Origin of the sequence: Bacillus toyonensis BCT-7112, assembly GCF_000496285.1 — a bacterium.
GTDB lineage: Bacteria > Bacillota > Bacilli > Bacillales > Bacillaceae_G > Bacillus_A > Bacillus_A toyonensis.
The window spans coordinates 4,113,541-4,128,698 of record NC_022781.1; the positions used below are offsets into that span (position 1 = coordinate 4,113,541).

Here is a 15,158-nt window from a genome sequence, read left to right on the forward strand (position 1 = left end):
TCATTATGAGACCTTGCTTTTCTTTTTAAGTGGCATCATTTTCCCATACGTACCAAGCCGCCAAATGTACTCAAGTGGCCCGTATTGATAATGTGAAAGCCACCAGCGGCTAATAAAGATTTGTAACGTATAAAAACTGATGCAAAATAGAGGTCCTACCCATAATGGAGCAAGATAATCGTTTTTGAACAATAGTCCGAATACAAGTAATGTAACAATTGTATGTGAGATGTAATTTGTTAACGCCATTCGTCCAACGTATTGGAATGGGCGTAATAATGTTTGCCATTTTTCTTTTTGTAATAAACGCATTAGCGTGAAAATGTAGAAGATGAATAATGTTTTTCCACTGAACATTGTAAAGGCCTGCATATAAATTGGTTCATAAAATGGTTTTGATAAGAAGTAACGAACCATGAAGAACCACATTGGTAATGTTAAAATGAACGTAATAATTTGCCATTTTTTAAGTTTTGTATCTAACTCTTTCGTGCGGCGGAAAATATCCTTTTTACCGGCGTATAAACCAAGTAAAAATAGCCCAACTGTTTCTGGGAGCATTGTAATATTTAATACTATTCCATCAGCATAAAATGCATGGAAACGATTTTGTATTTGTGACACCCAGTCTTCAAGTGGCATGACTGGTAAGGAGAATCCAAGTTCAGCCTTTGACATTAAGGCAACACTAATACTAGCAATTAGTATAAGAAATTGAAAAATACTTAATAAAGCAATTGCCCATATTAAAATGGTACGAGGTTCTCTCTTATAAAATAAAAATAAGAAAAATCCAACGATTGCATAAGTATGTAAAATGTCTCCGTCCCATAAAAGCACATAATGTAAGAAACCAAATAATAATAAAATAAGTAAGCGACGAACAAATAAAGTTTTTGGTCGATCTGTTTTCGCTTCAGCACGAGTCATAAAAATATAAAAGCCTAGTCCGAATAAAAACGAAAAGATAGTATAAAACTTTGTTTGAATAAACATATCGTAAATTAGACGGATATAACTATCTAGTCCCTCATAAACTCCTGAAAGATCACGTGAGTCAATTCCAGCAATAATAGGCCAGTTAACAAGAAAAATACCTAGTACAGCTATTCCCCTAATGATATCAATTGAGTGTATCCTCTCGCCTTGCGTGAGATTTTGTGTCATTATTTTCCTCCTTAATAAGTAATTCCCTTTTATTATACAAAATGTAAGGGGGAGGGGATAGAGGGGATTTCCAATTTTTAAAACTGTTAAGATGTGTATTATGAGATATAATAAGAGTGCACAGCAAGTTTTAAACTTCTTTAAAACAGGCAGTAAAGCTCCTTTTCCCGAAGGAGCTTTCTTTTTTAGAAATTTGTTGATAATGATTCTCTTTAATGATAAAATGTATTCAAAAGTGATAATCATTATCAAAAAAAGGTTGGTGCGCGAGTATGGTATATGCATTAGTAGCAGGTACAGTCGCTGTATATGCAGTTATTGCGAAATATGTTTTAAATGGAGTAGGAACAGCAAAATGAATAAAATGACATAAAATCCCTTTCATTTGTAAAAAGAATGAAAGGGATTTTTTATTTTTAATGAGAATATGCTGAAAATTTAGTATGATAGTAAAGTGAAACTGTAATCAATGGGGAGATGCATCTCTCACTGATTAAGAGCTCGCAAATAGCGGGAAAAAGTATATACATCTTGGATAAAGGGGAACAAGGGGATGACAAACATAGTACAGACAAACGGTATGAAAAAACTTGTTTGTTTTTATGAAGAGTGGCAAAAACACGGCGATGCAGAGAATAGCTTAAAGTTGTTTGAAGTGATTCAAAAATATAAACAAGAGCAGCTTATGATAGCATTCTGCGGACACTTTTCGGCAGGGAAATCAACGATGATGAATCATCTATATAAAGCGCAGTTGTTACCAACAAGTCCGATTCCGACAAGCGCTAACGTCGTCAAAATTGAAAAGGGATTAGATCGTGTTGTTGTAACGGTCAAATCTGGAGAACAGTACGAATATGACGGTGCATATTCAGCAGAAGAATTAAAACAGATTTGTAAAGATGGCGATGAGGTAATTGGTGTTCATATTTATCGAAATGATGCGCCAATTCCTGAGGGAGTTATGTTAGTTGATACACCAGGAATTGATTCGACAGATGATGCCCATCAACTAGCGACAGAATCGACACTTCATCTAGCAGACGTAATTTTTTATATGATGGATTATAATCACGTCCAATCGGAAGTGAATTTGCAATTTGTTAAAGAATTGAAACAACGTAATAAAACGGTTTATCTCGTTGTAAATCAAATAGATAAACATAAAGAAAATGAATTATCATTTGAGGATTATAAAGATAGTGTGAAACAATCGTTTTCTAACTGGGATATTGAAGTAGATGGAGTTTATTATACGTCATTACGAATGATGAACCATCAACATAATGAAATTGGAAGTTTAGAAACATTAATTACTTCTATTATGAAAGAAAAAGAGCAGTATGTAAGAGAGGGAATGGAGCGAGAAACAGAATATTTAATGGGAGAACATTTCTCGTTTATTGTTTCTGAAAATGAAAAAGCTCTTTTGACATATGAGGAAGAGTTAGCATCACCGCTTTCGATTTCAGAAATAGTTGAAAAGAAAGAAGAGCTAACGGAAACTAAACATCGCGAGGCTAGTAAAGAATCTCATGTGAGAAACGAATTTATAAAAGGTTTACAAGCTATATTAGATAACGCGTATTTAATGCCATTTGAAATGAGAGAATTGGCAAATGCATATTTAGAAACGAAATTAACAAAGTTTAAAGTTGGTTTGCTATTTGCGAAAGGAAAGACGGAGCAAGAAAAACAAAGACGTGTAGAGGCGTTTTATTCTGCCCTTCAAAAGACTGTTGAAACGCAACTTGATTTTCATGTGAAAGAATTTATTGTAGCCTTCTTAAAAGAAGAAGGATTGTTCACGGAGGAAATTGGGAAAGACATATATGCTTTAGAAATTGCTTTTGGACCAGAAATGTTAGCTGAAGTCATTAAACAAGGTGCAGGTTTCACAGGTGATTACTTACTTCTTTATACAGCGGATGTAGCGAATGAACTGAAGAAACGTTATTTTACAAAAGCACAGCAAATTTTTGATAAAAGTGCAGTCGTTTTAAAGCAAAAAGTGAAGGAAGCAGTTGCTCGTATGGAAGAAGAGATTGAAAAATATACGATGTTGCAAACGGCAAAAGAGACGGAATTACAATACAGTAACAGTTTAGAGACATATGAAAGTTATTTACAAAATGTTTGGCACGAGCGTGTGGCTACACCAGAAGGATTGCAAATAGAGGAGATATTGCAACGTGAAAAACAAATTGTTAGTGAGAAATTCACACTACAAGAGCAGGAAATTGTAAATGATAATGTAGCGGCTCATGAAGAAGAGATAAAAGGAACGGCAGCTTTAAATATTCAGCGTATATTAGAGAAAGTGAAGAAAGCTGAAATGATATTAGAGCCATTGCCAGCGCTGAAACATGTACAGCAAGAGGTGATAGAAAAAAGGCGTCGTGTGGAAACGAAACAATTTACAGTAGCGTTATTCGGAGCTTTTAGTGCTGGGAAATCATCATTTGCCAATGCCTTACTTGGTGAGAAGGTACTTCCTGTATCACCAAATCCGACGACGGCAACGATTAATCAAATTTTGCCGGTTACAGAGGAAAAACCACACGGAACAGTAATGGTTCAATTCAAATCAAAGCAAGCTCTATTAGAAGATATGAAAGCTGTTTATAAGCTGTTTCATTATGAGATTACTACGTTAGATGAGGCGTTAGCACAAATTGATAAAGTTATGAAATATCCTTCACCGACTGGGAAGCAAAAAACAACATTTAGCTTTTTACGAGCGGTACAAAAAGGGTATGATGCAGTTTCTACTTATTTAGGAGAACAAGTACAAGTCACATTAGAAGAGTTCTCTGATTATGTAGCGAATGAAGAAAAATCATGCTTCGTTGAGTATATGGAGCTTTATTATGATTGTGCTTTAACAAGGCAGGGAGTAGCGCTTGTAGACACACCTGGAGCGGATTCTATTAATGCTCGCCATACTGATGTTGCATTCCAGTATATTAAAAACGCAGATGCTATTTTATTTGTAACATATTATAACCATGTATTCTCTCGTGCTGATCGTGAATTTTTAATTCAGCTTGGTCGTGTAAAGGATACTTTTGCTCTTGATAAAATGTTCTTCTTAATTAATGCGGCGGATTTAGCAGAGTCTGAAGAAGAACTTGAAATGGTAAAAGGTTATATCGCAGATCAGCTACTGCAATACGGTATTAGAAATCCGCGTTTATTTGCAATTTCAAGTTTATGTGCGCTTGAAGAGAAACAAGGAAAGAATGTTAAAAAAGAGAAGTATGGTATTTTACAAAACTCTGGAATTACTAAGTTTGAGGAATCATTTACGTCCTTTATGATGAGAGATTTAATGCTTGTTTCTGTGCATGCTCTATATGGTGCGTTGAAAGGGGCAGATCAGCTTTTAGTAAACATGATAAATGGTGCAAAGCAGGGGAATGAAGAGAAAGAGAAGCAAACGAAAAAATATGAAGCAGAGCGTGATCAACTACTTCATATCATTTCATCATATAGTGTACTTGCTGAAGAACAGGCGATGCAAAATGAAGTGAAAGAGTTGCTTTATTACGTGCAACAGCGTCTATTCCTACGTTATAACGATGTGTTTACTGAATTTATTAATCCGGCGTCACTTCGAACGGATGGAAATGTGAAAACACAATTGCAACAGTGTGTTATGGAATTAGTAGCATTTATTCAGCATGATTTATTACAAGAAATGCGTGCGACATCATTACGTCTTGAAAAATGGATAGACGAAGCGATGAAGCGTGCAAAGGACGAAATTGTAGTGAACTGTAAAGTAGAAAATCAATCAATTTCTATGAATGGAACAGTGGGGTATGAATATAAAGATATTACACATAAAGAACCGTTCCCTTCAGTTGAAATAAAAGATTTCAAAAAAGCACTGGCACATTTTAAAAATGAGAAAAGCTTTTTTGAAAAGAATGACAAAGCTTTTATGCAAGAAGACGCTAAATCTGTATTAGAACCGCTTGTATCAAACTATGTAGCCGATGAAAAAGATTTATTTGTTCATCATTATAAGCAAGAATGGGATATGAAGTGGAACTTATTCCAAAAAGTGATGCAACAAGATGTGATGAACTATTATGAAAGTATATTGTTTGCATTGGCTGAAACGATCGATGTATTTCTATATGAACAAAGTAAAGAACAATTGCACAAGCAGTTAGTAGAGATTGAAAAAGAAATTTATGTTATATAGTCGTTATGAGAAAAAGATTCGTTCAATTTTCTTTTGCAGTACAGTATCTAAAGATTTGACAAATCCAGCAAATTCATCGGTAGAAATCATATGAGTAAGAACGAGTCGTCTGCCATCTGGTGTTTCACCGCATAAGACGAATGAAGAAAATTCGTATGTTTTATTTTCAACTACTAATTTTGGATAGGAATACGTGTCGCTTTTCTTCTTCTTTCCATCAATAGAGATGACGTTGCATTTTTTCTCATTGTTGTCCATGGTGAATCCCTCCTTTCTATTATTTATGGTAGACAAGGAGGGTTTAGAACAATAGAGATGGGGGGATTTTTTATGTCTTTTGTAATAGAACGTATTTTAAAAGAGGCTATACCGAAGTCTTTATTGCTACTTGCTGATCCAAGTGAACGGCAAATAGCTATATATGTACAAAGAGGGTTAACATACGTAGCAAAGCAAGGGGGCAGCGTCATCGGTGTGTATGTTCTTTTGGAAACAAGGCCGAAGACGATGGAAATCATGAATATTGCGGTTGCAGAGCATTTGCAAGGAAAAGGGATTGGGAAGAAGCTATTAAGGCATGCCGTAGAAACTGCTAAAGGATATGGTATGTCAAAACTTGAAATTGGTACAGGCAATTCTAGTGTTTCACAACTTGCTTTATATCAAAAATGTGGATTTCGTATTTTTTCTATTGATTTTGATTACTTTTCGAAGCATTATGAAGAAGAGATTATTGAAAATGGCATTGTATGCCGTGATATGATTCGGCTTGCAATGGAATTGAATTAGAACGTATAACTTATTTAGGGGGAAGAGAAGATGGAAGTACATAAAGCAATTACAGCACATTCTCGTAAACAAAATGAAAGTGTAAAAGCATGTTTACAATTAGATGCGCAGCGTGAAGCAGCTATTGAAGCAGCCGTATCTCTTGCGTCAAATGGGAAAGAATTTTCGGTTGATGTCATTAATGTTGTAACAAAGCAAATTAATGATCTTGCAAAAAATGGTGTTACCTTACAGCGTAAATATGTTACAGAAGAAATGGTTATGGAGTATGTAAGTCGTTTACAAGAGAAAGAAGGTCGTTAAAGATGATAGTTACAGTCGAATGGTTACGTGAGCATATAGAAGATGAGAACGTCCGTGTAATCGATTGTCGTTTTGATTTAGCGAATCCTAATTGGGGTAGAGAAAAGTATGAAGAAGAACATATTCCTCATGCGTTATATTTTGATTTGAATTTAGATTTATCAAGTCCTATAGCAGAACATGGTGGCCGCCATCCGTTGCCAAGCATTGAAGAGTTTGCGGACAAGCTTTCGGAGGTTGGTATTGATGAACATACGACAATAATTGCGTATGACAGTCAAGCTGGTGCAAATGCTGCTCGTTTATGGTGGTTATGTAACTATGTAGGACATGAGAAAGTATATATATTAGATGGTGGTTTCCCGGTTTGGAAAGAGAATGGACTACTGACAACAACGGAAATTCCTGTTGTTATACGAAAAACATTCAAAACAAACATACAAGATCATATGCTTGTATCGATGGAAACAGTAAGAGAGAATATCCAGGCAGGTGCAGATGTTACGTTAATTGATTCAAGAGAGCCGAAACGTTATGCTGGTGTAGAGGAACTTGTCGATCATAAAGCAGGACATATTCCGACAGCAGCAAACTATTTTTGGAAGGATGGAATGTTGCAATCAGGACAATTTAAGAATGAAGCTGAGCAACAAGAACGATTCCAAAATCTGTCGAAAGATAAGGAAACCATTGTATATTGTGGTTCTGGTGTTACGGCATGTCCAAATATCATTGCGTTAAAATTGGCTGGATTCCAAAATGTTAAATTGTATGCAGGTAGCTGGAGTGATTGGATTTCTTATCCAGAAAATCAAATTGCAAAAGAAGAAGATTAATCACTTGCATGCAAAAATAATTTGTATTAAAATAAGGTCACAAGCAAGAGATTGCTCGAAAAACTTTGTATTTTACACATTGGAAACAATGTGATAATATAACGACAAGTAAATAATACATCCTGCGGTGTACGTAACTTATTTATGTCTAAAACCGATGTTAGTTATACGGAAGCTCAATATTTAGCGACCATCATCAAGCCTTCCTTGTGGAGGAAGATGTACGGTAACTGTGAGGGCATCCACCTGCGAGTAGCGGGTTTTTGGACATTTACGAGGAGCGGCACGTGCGGGGGTCTTATTTCAACTAACCTTATATAAAATTCCTACGGTGTACGTAGCTTATGCATGTCTTAAACCAATAAGTTTAATATGGAAGTTCAATATTTAAATGTAGCTAACATGCCATCTTTTTAAGAAGGAAGTTACAAACATTTGTGAGAGCATCCACCTGTGAGAGCAGGTTTATGGACATCTAGAGAGAACGGCATATGTGGGGCTATATAAAAACCTTACGTTTTATACGTAAGGTTTTTTTGTTGCATAGATATATCAATATTATCTTGATTCACCTGTGAAGTTTCCGTAATAAATGTAGCACTTTCTGTCTTCATCAATCTCTCTTGAATCTAAGGAGAATTCCATAGACATGCCGTCTCGCTGAATATATATAATATCTGAATGAAGAGATGGTAAAATTTCTTCGTAGTTCCATACATCTTGACTATCTACTAAGCTTGAACTCGTTTCACTTAGTTCTCTAATTTCAAAACCGATGTGGGAGTATGTAGGGTCTGAAGGGTCATTGGCGAAAACATCTTTTTGAATATAAATAACTGCTGTTCCGTCTGGATCAACCGAAGTTGCAGTAACGACATAAGTATTTTTCTCTTTAATAAAATATTCACAAGTCATGCGTGCGATAATTTCAGAATTAGAAATATTGGCGTAGTTCCATAAAGCAGGATACCCTTTCGTTTCATCATTAAGTCGATATTCTAAGCGCATTTTATCCGATACGATAAACTTAACTAAATCTATATAATTCAATCAAATTTACACAAGTTAGTGCTTCATCGTGTTCTCGCAACCCCAAAGGGACGAGGGGTATAACACTCCACACGAGGCAGTATCGTTACCTCCTATTATCAAGCATTTATTTTACCCATCTTGATAAATTTATCGAAGCATTTACATCCCTATCGTGATGGCTATTGCATGGAACACAACGCCACTCACGAATCTTTAAACTCCACTGTCCTTCTGGTTGAACTGAATGGTCGTATTTAACTCCGCAACATGAGCAAATCTTGCTTGAAGCGAACCATTTATCAGCTTTTACATACTCAATGCCATACTTCTCGCACTTGTATGACAAACATTGAAAGAAGAAGTTTAATTTTTGAAAGGAAAGTGCCTTCGATAGTTTTTTGTTTTTTAACAGGTTTGAGATAGATAAGTCTTCCACAACAATCCTCATTGGTTTGGTTTTCACCAATGTAGCTGTTGCTTGATGGATATGGTTATTTCGTATATTCATAATTTTCCTAGATAACCGCAGGTGCTCAGCTTTAGCTTTTTCATATCCGGCAGATTGAATTTTCACACCTTTTTTAAATCTCCTAGACATATCTCTTTGCGCTGACTTTTTCCTTTTCAAAAGTTTTTTAACCTTAGCATCTTTGTTTATATTTCGTTCTTTCGTACCATTAGAAGCTACAAACAGCTCTTTTAAACCAACATCCACACCAATCGACTCATTGGTTAGTTCTTGTAATTCATAGTCTTCTTGGAACCCTACACTAATCCACCAGTGACGACCATCAAATGTAACTCTTGGATTGGATGTTTTTTTGTTTCTTGGTAGCTGTTGGCTTGTTTTCACTACTCCAATGGACTGAATATGAACTACTTTCTTTCCTATAACCAGTCTTTCATAATTGGCATAAAATCCTTGAATTAAATCTTTTTTGGATTTATAAGAAGTGTGATAACCATTTTTGTACTTTTTGAACGAATTTTTTCTCGCCGTATCAAAGTCTTTTGAAGCCTGTTTGGGAACTTGTGCATTGATGTCTTTTAACCACTCAGATCTCTTTCGCTTTTTGATCTTTGTAAATCGTTTCTGTAAAGCTAACTGTGAAACAGATTTTCCAAATAGCTTATAGTATCTATCACTCATTCTTTTACAATAGTTATAAGCAAATCTTGCAGCACCAGCATGGTTTCTAAGCACTTGTTCTTGTTCAGGCGTTGGAATTAGTCTGACTTTCTTCGCCAATATCATCAGAAGCCTACTCCTTTACTGTGCGATTATTCGGACACTCACCTTTTAGATAATGAAAGATGGATTCCTCTGAATAGTAGCGTGTTCCACCAGCATTCTCGTAAGACTACTCGGATGCAAACCTGTTAATTTTGATACTTGACTAACTCGTAAAAATTTCATTATTATTCTTACCTCATTGAACCTACAATAGTACGTATGTTCGGTATATTCAATGAGGTTTGATAGATTTAATTAAATTTATCTCGTTCAACTAAGGGCGCAATTCCTTAGCCAGTTCTCTTATGAACTTCTCATGTTTTCACATGAGCGCAGACTATATGTTTATCTCTTTAGGGATAGAGGATTTTTCCAGCACCATAGGCTTGTGATGTACTCTCGTCAGTTATACGAGATAGTCGTTGAACGTTCATCTTATCACTTTTGACTTAGATGATTCGAGGCGGAAGACCCATTGTTCTAATGTTTAGGATTTAACCTTGCATCATCTGATTGATTTTTTCTGCTTTCGCGACATTCACGCTCGCTATTTCTAGCCACGTTGTAGTTCAATCAGCTTTAGGGATTGCCCGCAGTTAACCCTCACTACTAGCCAATCACTTGACTAGCAGGGCTTACTGATATATTTAATTAACATTGGTTATAATCGGTTAAATAAATCGTAACAGTTAGTTACCCTCTTCTTCCTTTTTCTTCTACTTTATCATGCCATCCTATATAATAGGAATAGAATTTAAAAAGGGGAGTGCGAAGGTGACAAAAACGAAATGGCTAGTAGGTGGTGTCGTAACGTCTTTAATGACTGGCACTTTATTTGGTTGCGCACAAGATCTTCCCCCAAAACCGAATGATAATAGTTGTTCTGATTGGGATTGGGATGATGAACTTGGGGTATGGCAGTGTGATGATAGTAGTTCAGGTTATCGTGGGCATTATTTCTATGGTGGGCGATACTATCAAAATAAATCCACTTTTAAAAATTCATCGGCGTTTAAATCGTATCAATCGTCTGCTGAATTTAAAGGTGGAATTGGAAGCGGTTCAAAGGGAGGATTTGGAGGCTAAAATATGTCGCAATACATAAGGGATCGAAAAGAATTTTATTTAAAATATCCGAATTTTTGGTCGGATTTATATGAATGTGAATATAGTTTGTTTCATGTTTTTTCTATAACAAATCAGACTTTGGAACAATTACACTTAGCGACTGAACGAATGGGTAAAATATTTTTTAAGACTGCTAGACTTTTGCGAAATTTAAGTGACGAACAGCTTCTTGAGCTTGGTTTTCCTCCTGCGAGCTTATCATTCATTAGAATGATAGGATTATATCCTGAATCTGTTATTTCACGATTTGATTTCGTTATAACGGTTGATAACCAAATTAAAATGCTTGAGTTTAATAGTGATACACCAACTTTTATTATGGAATGCTTTCAAATGAATGGAAAAGTTTGTGAAAACCTAGGTTATGATGATCCAAACTCGGATCAAGAACGATTACTATCTTCTGGTGTTACGAAAGCTGTAATGGAAGCGACAAAGGGATTAGACAATCCAAATGTTGTTTTTACAGCACATCATGAACATATTGAGGATTGGAATACGACTATGTATTTAAGTCAGTTATGCCATGTTGAAAATAAAGTAGTGCCAATGTCAGAACTTAGAATTACGAAAGATGCTCTAGTTGATAAAGATGGGGCGAAGATTGATGTTTTATATCGCCAAACGTATCCGATAGAAGATTTAATTGAGGATCAAGATCCTGAAACAGGAGATTTGGTAGGTGTGGAACTGCTGCAACTTGTAAAAGACGGAAATCTCTTTATTATAAATCCTTTGTCTGCCTTTTTACTTCAGCCAAAATCAATTCAGTGTCTTATTTGGGGATTAGCAGAAGAAGGGGCTTTTTATACAAATGAGGAACAACAGTGGGTTAAAGAATATATGCTACCTACATATTTAGAACCAGATTTATTTTTAGGAAAAGGTTCTTTCGTTCAAAAACCTTCGTTTGGTAGGGAAGGTGACACAATTACAATTCGCGATAAAGACACGAATATTATGATTCGAAATGCACATGAAACATATAAAACGTCATTGCCGATATTTCAAAAGTATATAGAGCTTCCAGTTGTATGTTTGGAAACTGAAAAAGGAGTGGAGAAACTATCGTATGTGTTTGGGGCGTTTTTAATCGCTGGAAAAGCGAGCAGTATCGGTATACGTGCTGGGGAAAAGATTACAGGAAATGAATCTTATTATTTACCAGTAGGTATTACGAAGGGGGAAAATAAATGATTAATTTTTTACTATATTTAGCAGTATCACTCGTACTTTTATGTATAGGTTTGTTCCTTATGGAAGTGACAACGAAAGTGAAAGAATTTAAGTTAATGGCTCAGGGTAACAAAGCGGTCAGTTATGTACTTGGAGGAAGGGTACTCGGGCTAGCTATCGTTTTATATTCAACGGCCGCTAATTCCATTTCACTTTTGGATATGGTTTCGTGGGGAGCGGTTGGTATTTTGGCCCAAATTATTGTTTATTATTTAGCTGAGTGGCTTACACCACGCTTTAATATAAATAAAAGCCTTGAAGAAGATAATCAAGCAGTCGGCCTGTTTCTTATGTTTTTATCACTTTCAATTGGTATTGTAATTGCTGGTTGTGTAACTTACTAAAAACTTACGTTTTATACGTAAGTTTTTTTTGTTCGCTAACTTGTACTATATATGAGAAAATAGGCTAACAACAGAGAGGGCTTTTCTGTAATAAGGAAAAGTTTCCATACAAAGTGTTGACATCTATTTTAAATAAGAGTAACATTTTCTATGTAATTAAAATAAGTCTCTGTTAGGTGAGGCTCCTGTATAGAGAAATGCTACTGCCCAAAAATGTCGAGAGACGCCAATGGGTCAACAGGAATGATCGAATTAAGGTTTTTCTTAACGTAGCTGGTAATGAACCTATGCTATACAGTGCTAAAACTCGGCGAGGGAGAGGTCCGTAGATTTCTAATTATATTAGGAATCGTTTATTTGTGTATGCAATGACCTTTGCTCTCTTATGAGTAAGGGTCTTTTTTGTTACCAATCTATGAGTCATTTCATAATATAAACTATAAAAATAAACGAGGAGGTGAGGAGCATGTCAAATTCTGACTCGGTTCCGTTACCCATATACTTCAAATCAAAAATATATGATGTAGGCAGGAAACGACTTGTTCCTCCCTCTATATTTATCATAATGTAGCGTTTATATACATAATTAAGCGCTAGACACTTTCACGGTAAAGTGGATAAATTGAGAAACAAAGCGTTTCTTCCTATGTTGTAAAGGAGGAGACGATAATATGTTATATGTAAACAAAACTGTGGGTAACACGTCATATAAACAAAGTAAAAAATCAATGAAAGAACAAACAATGCTTCAAAAAAATAAAGATTTATTGATTGAAATTGCAACAAGAGATGTAAAATCTGTATTTGCGTATTTTAAAACAACAAGAGACGGATTATCTATGAAAGAGGCGCAAAAACGTATTCAAGTATACGGTCGAAATGAATTGACTTCAAAAAGAGCGCGTATTGCAGAAGTAATAATGAAGTTAAGTGGAATGATTCCAGGTTTTTCAAAACAACATGTGCGTGATCAATTGCAATGTGAAACAATTACTGTGTCTAGAGTAGAATGTGCTAGTAGTACAGGGCTAAATAACGAACTGAAAATGATGAAGTTACCAGTACAAGAACTTGTACCAGGAGATATGATTTTTCTTTCAGAAGGTGATATAGTACCGGCAGATGTACGTATCATTTATGCAAATGATTTATTGGTAAATGAATCTGTGTTGACAGGGAACGATGCAAATGTTGAGAAATTTGAAAGTTGCTACCACCTTGAACGTAAAAGATTTATTCCATTAAAACGGATGAAAGACTATAATCCACTTGAACTTGAAAATGTATGTTTTAAAGGTACTAATATTATTGGTGGAAATGCAAAGGCTGTAGTTGTTTCAACAGGTAAAAATACGTATTCAGGAATACTTCATACTTGTTGCAGTAGAACGTCTTAATGTGTTAATGATGCTAAATATATAAAAACAATGTATAATAGACAAAGTTGAAAAAACGTAGAATGGTAATCTATTTATATAACCTTACGTGATAACGTGAGGTTATTATTTTTTGTTAGTAGGAGAGGAATTATGAAAAAAGTATTATTAGTTGATGGTATGGCACTATTATTTCGTGCTTTTTACGCAACAAGTGTCTACGGACAATTTATGAAACGACAAGATGGTACCCCGACGAACGGGATTCATGGTTATATGAAGCATTTATTAACAGCAACACAAGCAATCGAACCAACGCACATTGTAACGTGCTGGGATATGGGAAGTACGACATTTAGAACGGAATCTTTCTCGAATTATAAAGCAAATCGTGCAGCACCGCCAGAAGAATTAATTCCGCAATTTGATTTAGTGCAAGAAATGACTGCGAAATTATCTATGCCTGTAATAGGCATGAAAGGTTATGAAGCGGATGATTGTATTGGTACGCTTGCAAAACAATATTGCAATGAAGCAGAAGTTTATGTTTTGACAGGTGATACAGATTTACTTCAACTTGTTGATACGAATGTTACAGTTATGCTTCTTCGTAAAGGAATTGGAAATTACGAGTATTACACACCGGAAAAAATCATGGAAGAGAAAGGTGTAGAACCTTGGCAAATTGTCCATGCGAAAGCTTTCATGGGAGATACGAGTGATAACTATCCAGGCGTAAAAGGTATTGGTGAAAAAACAGCGTATAAGCTTATTCAAGAATACGGCACAGTATCGGCAGTACTAGAAAATATAGCATCATTAACGAAAGCGCAGCGTACAAAAATTGAAAGTGATTTAGAGAATTTAAATATCTCTTTACAATTAGCGCAAATTCATTGTGAAGTTCCAATTTCATGTTCGTTAGAAGAAGGGTTACACACAATGGACGAAGAAAAACTACGCTTTGTATGTAACGAAATGAATTGGGGAAGACCTGAAATATTAATAAACATGTTATAAATACTAGAAAGACCGATTTAGAATGAATCGGTCTTTCTTTTTTTGTTCACAAAGTTGTCAGAAAATAAACGGAATTTTCATGTGAAGTTCAAATGGATTTCACAACAATCAATTATTATAAGTCTACACAGATAAATCCTTATCCCGCATTAACGGGCGGTGGGACTTCTATATCAATATTATCGCTGAATAAAGAGTGATGATGGAAGAGTAACTCCCTGTAAAGGCCCGATTGATGTAGGCTAATAATTAGTGAGGGTACATCCTTTCATTGATTAAAGTTTCAAGTTATCTTTTATATAAACCATCCCCCAAGGAGGAAAATAAACATGCGAAAAAAAGTGAGAAAATCCTTTAAACAATTATTAATAGAAAATAAACAATCCCTACTAACTAATAAAGAGAATATGAAAGAAATTGAAGAACGGATTGAGAAACGACATGTAGCATATAGTGCTGCTAGTAATTGATAATTTTGTT

The 15,158-nt window shown here is 35.3% G+C and carries 14 protein-coding genes, 2 other RNA genes and 1 riboswitch; of the genes, 12 read left to right on the top strand and 4 right to left on the bottom strand.

The window, feature by feature from the left end:
* Positions 1–3 precede the first annotated feature (3 nt).
* Positions 4–1,167 (bottom strand): DUF418 domain-containing protein, encoded by a 1,164-nt coding sequence (locus tag BTOYO_RS21140; protein WP_023441201.1) that lies wholly within the window; start codon positions 1,165–1,167, stop codon positions 4–6.
* Between the two features lie 553 nt (positions 1,168–1,720).
* Here BTOYO_RS21140 and BTOYO_RS21145 point away from each other — a divergent pair.
* On the top strand, positions 1,721–5,380 hold the full coding sequence (locus tag BTOYO_RS21145) for a dynamin family protein (protein WP_000182118.1): 3,660 nt from the start codon (positions 1,721–1,723) through the stop codon (positions 5,378–5,380).
* Between the two features lie 3 nt (positions 5,381–5,383).
* Here the strand turns inward: BTOYO_RS21145 and BTOYO_RS21150 are convergent, their stop codons facing one another.
* Positions 5,384–5,638, bottom strand: a complete 255-nt coding sequence (locus BTOYO_RS21150) for a DUF3931 domain-containing protein (RefSeq protein ID WP_000369740.1) — start codon at positions 5,636–5,638, stop codon at positions 5,384–5,386.
* Positions 5,639–5,710: 72 nt separating this feature from the next.
* Here BTOYO_RS21150 and BTOYO_RS21155 point away from each other — a divergent pair, with 72 nt between their 5' ends.
* From BTOYO_RS21155 to ssrS (BTOYO_RS26890), 5 genes are all read left to right on the top strand, one after another.
* Positions 5,711–6,169 (top strand): GNAT family N-acetyltransferase, encoded by a 459-nt coding sequence (locus BTOYO_RS21155; protein WP_000011414.1) that lies wholly within the window; start codon positions 5,711–5,713, stop codon positions 6,167–6,169.
* Between the two features lie 30 nt (positions 6,170–6,199).
* On the top strand, positions 6,200–6,472 hold the full coding sequence (locus BTOYO_RS21160) for a YpbS family protein (RefSeq protein WP_000451820.1): 273 nt from the start codon (positions 6,200–6,202) through the stop codon (positions 6,470–6,472).
* A 2-nt stretch (positions 6,473–6,474) separates the two neighbouring features.
* Entirely contained in the window at positions 6,475–7,308 is an 834-nt protein-coding gene (locus tag BTOYO_RS21165) for a sulfurtransferase (RefSeq protein ID WP_000637576.1), read from the top strand.
* Positions 7,309–7,424: 116 nt separating this feature from the next.
* A non-coding RNA gene (gene ssrS / locus BTOYO_RS26885) (6S RNA) lies at positions 7,425–7,607 on the top strand.
* Positions 7,608–7,628: 21 nt separating this feature from the next.
* A non-coding RNA gene (gene ssrS, locus BTOYO_RS26890) (6S RNA) lies at positions 7,629–7,812 on the top strand.
* A gap of 54 nt (positions 7,813–7,866) precedes the next feature.
* Here ssrS (BTOYO_RS26890) and BTOYO_RS21170 read toward each other — a convergent pair.
* Positions 7,867–8,316, bottom strand: coding sequence for a hypothetical protein (locus BTOYO_RS21170; RefSeq protein WP_002038338.1), 450 nt, complete (start codon positions 8,314–8,316; stop codon positions 7,867–7,869).
* Between the two features lie 148 nt (positions 8,317–8,464).
* Positions 8,465–9,595, bottom strand: a complete 1,131-nt coding sequence (locus BTOYO_RS21175; RefSeq protein WP_000599345.1) for an RNA-guided endonuclease InsQ/TnpB family protein — start codon at positions 9,593–9,595, stop codon at positions 8,465–8,467.
* Positions 9,596–10,348: 753 nt separating this feature from the next.
* Here BTOYO_RS21175 and BTOYO_RS21180 point away from each other — a divergent pair.
* The 6 genes from BTOYO_RS21180 to BTOYO_RS21205 all read left to right on the top strand — a co-directional run bounded on the left by BTOYO_RS21180 (position 10,349) and on the right by BTOYO_RS21205 (position 15,148).
* Positions 10,349–10,660 carry a hypothetical protein gene (locus BTOYO_RS21180; RefSeq protein ID WP_000169030.1) on the top strand — a complete coding sequence of 104 codons (312 nt, stop codon included), beginning with the start codon at positions 10,349–10,351 and terminating at the stop codon, positions 10,658–10,660.
* Positions 10,661–10,663: 3 nt separating this feature from the next.
* Entirely contained in the window at positions 10,664–11,899 is a 1,236-nt protein-coding gene (locus BTOYO_RS21185) for a glutathionylspermidine synthase family protein (protein ID WP_000084944.1), read from the top strand.
* Positions 11,896–12,282, top strand: coding sequence for a DUF350 domain-containing protein (locus BTOYO_RS21190; protein WP_000606853.1), 387 nt, complete (start codon positions 11,896–11,898; stop codon positions 12,280–12,282). The genes BTOYO_RS21185 and BTOYO_RS21190 overlap by 4 nt, the downstream gene beginning before the upstream one ends.
* A gap of 161 nt (positions 12,283–12,443) precedes the next feature.
* Positions 12,444–12,609: riboswitch (M-box (ykoK) riboswitch) on the top strand.
* A 344-nt stretch (positions 12,610–12,953) separates the two neighbouring features.
* On the top strand, positions 12,954–13,679 hold the full coding sequence (locus BTOYO_RS21195) for a P-type ATPase actuator domain-containing protein (protein WP_000967618.1): 726 nt from the start codon (positions 12,954–12,956) through the stop codon (positions 13,677–13,679).
* Positions 13,680–13,811: 132 nt separating this feature from the next.
* Positions 13,812–14,678: a 5'-3' exonuclease gene (locus BTOYO_RS21200; protein ID WP_000757079.1), complete on the top strand. Its 867-nt coding sequence runs from the start codon at positions 13,812–13,814 to the stop codon at positions 14,676–14,678.
* A gap of 329 nt (positions 14,679–15,007) precedes the next feature.
* The gene (locus BTOYO_RS21205) at positions 15,008–15,148 is read left to right on the top strand and encodes an FbpB family small basic protein (protein ID WP_001228051.1); all 141 of its coding nucleotides are present in this window, start codon (positions 15,008–15,010) and stop codon (positions 15,146–15,148) included.
* The last annotated feature ends 10 nt before the right edge of the window (positions 15,149–15,158 follow it).

What these genes read in the sequence shown, in the direction of transcription:
- BTOYO_RS21140 (WP_023441201.1), bottom strand. Translation starts at nt 1,167, where the DNA reads ATGACACAAAATCTCACGCAAGGCGAGAGGATACACTCAATTGATATC.
- BTOYO_RS21145 (WP_000182118.1), top strand. Translation starts at nt 1,721, where the DNA reads ATGACAAACATAGTACAGACAAACGGTATGAAAAAACTTGTTTGTTTT.
- BTOYO_RS21150 (WP_000369740.1), bottom strand. Translation starts at nt 5,638, where the DNA reads ATGGACAACAATGAGAAAAAATGCAACGTCATCTCTATTGATGGAAAG.
- BTOYO_RS21155 (WP_000011414.1), top strand. Translation starts at nt 5,711, where the DNA reads ATGTCTTTTGTAATAGAACGTATTTTAAAAGAGGCTATACCGAAGTCT.
- BTOYO_RS21160 (WP_000451820.1), top strand. Translation starts at nt 6,200, where the DNA reads ATGGAAGTACATAAAGCAATTACAGCACATTCTCGTAAACAAAATGAA.
- BTOYO_RS21165 (WP_000637576.1), top strand. Translation starts at nt 6,475, where the DNA reads ATGATAGTTACAGTCGAATGGTTACGTGAGCATATAGAAGATGAGAAC.
- BTOYO_RS21170 (WP_002038338.1), bottom strand. Translation starts at nt 8,316, where the DNA reads ATGCGCTTAGAATATCGACTTAATGATGAAACGAAAGGGTATCCTGCT.
- BTOYO_RS21175 (WP_000599345.1), bottom strand. Translation starts at nt 9,595, where the DNA reads ATGATATTGGCGAAGAAAGTCAGACTAATTCCAACGCCTGAACAAGAA.
- BTOYO_RS21185 (WP_000084944.1), top strand. Translation starts at nt 10,664, where the DNA reads ATGTCGCAATACATAAGGGATCGAAAAGAATTTTATTTAAAATATCCG.
- BTOYO_RS21190 (WP_000606853.1), top strand. Translation starts at nt 11,896, where the DNA reads ATGATTAATTTTTTACTATATTTAGCAGTATCACTCGTACTTTTATGT.
- BTOYO_RS21195 (WP_000967618.1), top strand. Translation starts at nt 12,954, where the DNA reads ATGTTATATGTAAACAAAACTGTGGGTAACACGTCATATAAACAAAGT.
- BTOYO_RS21200 (WP_000757079.1), top strand. Translation starts at nt 13,812, where the DNA reads ATGAAAAAAGTATTATTAGTTGATGGTATGGCACTATTATTTCGTGCT.
- BTOYO_RS21205 (WP_001228051.1), top strand. Translation starts at nt 15,008, where the DNA reads ATGCGAAAAAAAGTGAGAAAATCCTTTAAACAATTATTAATAGAAAAT.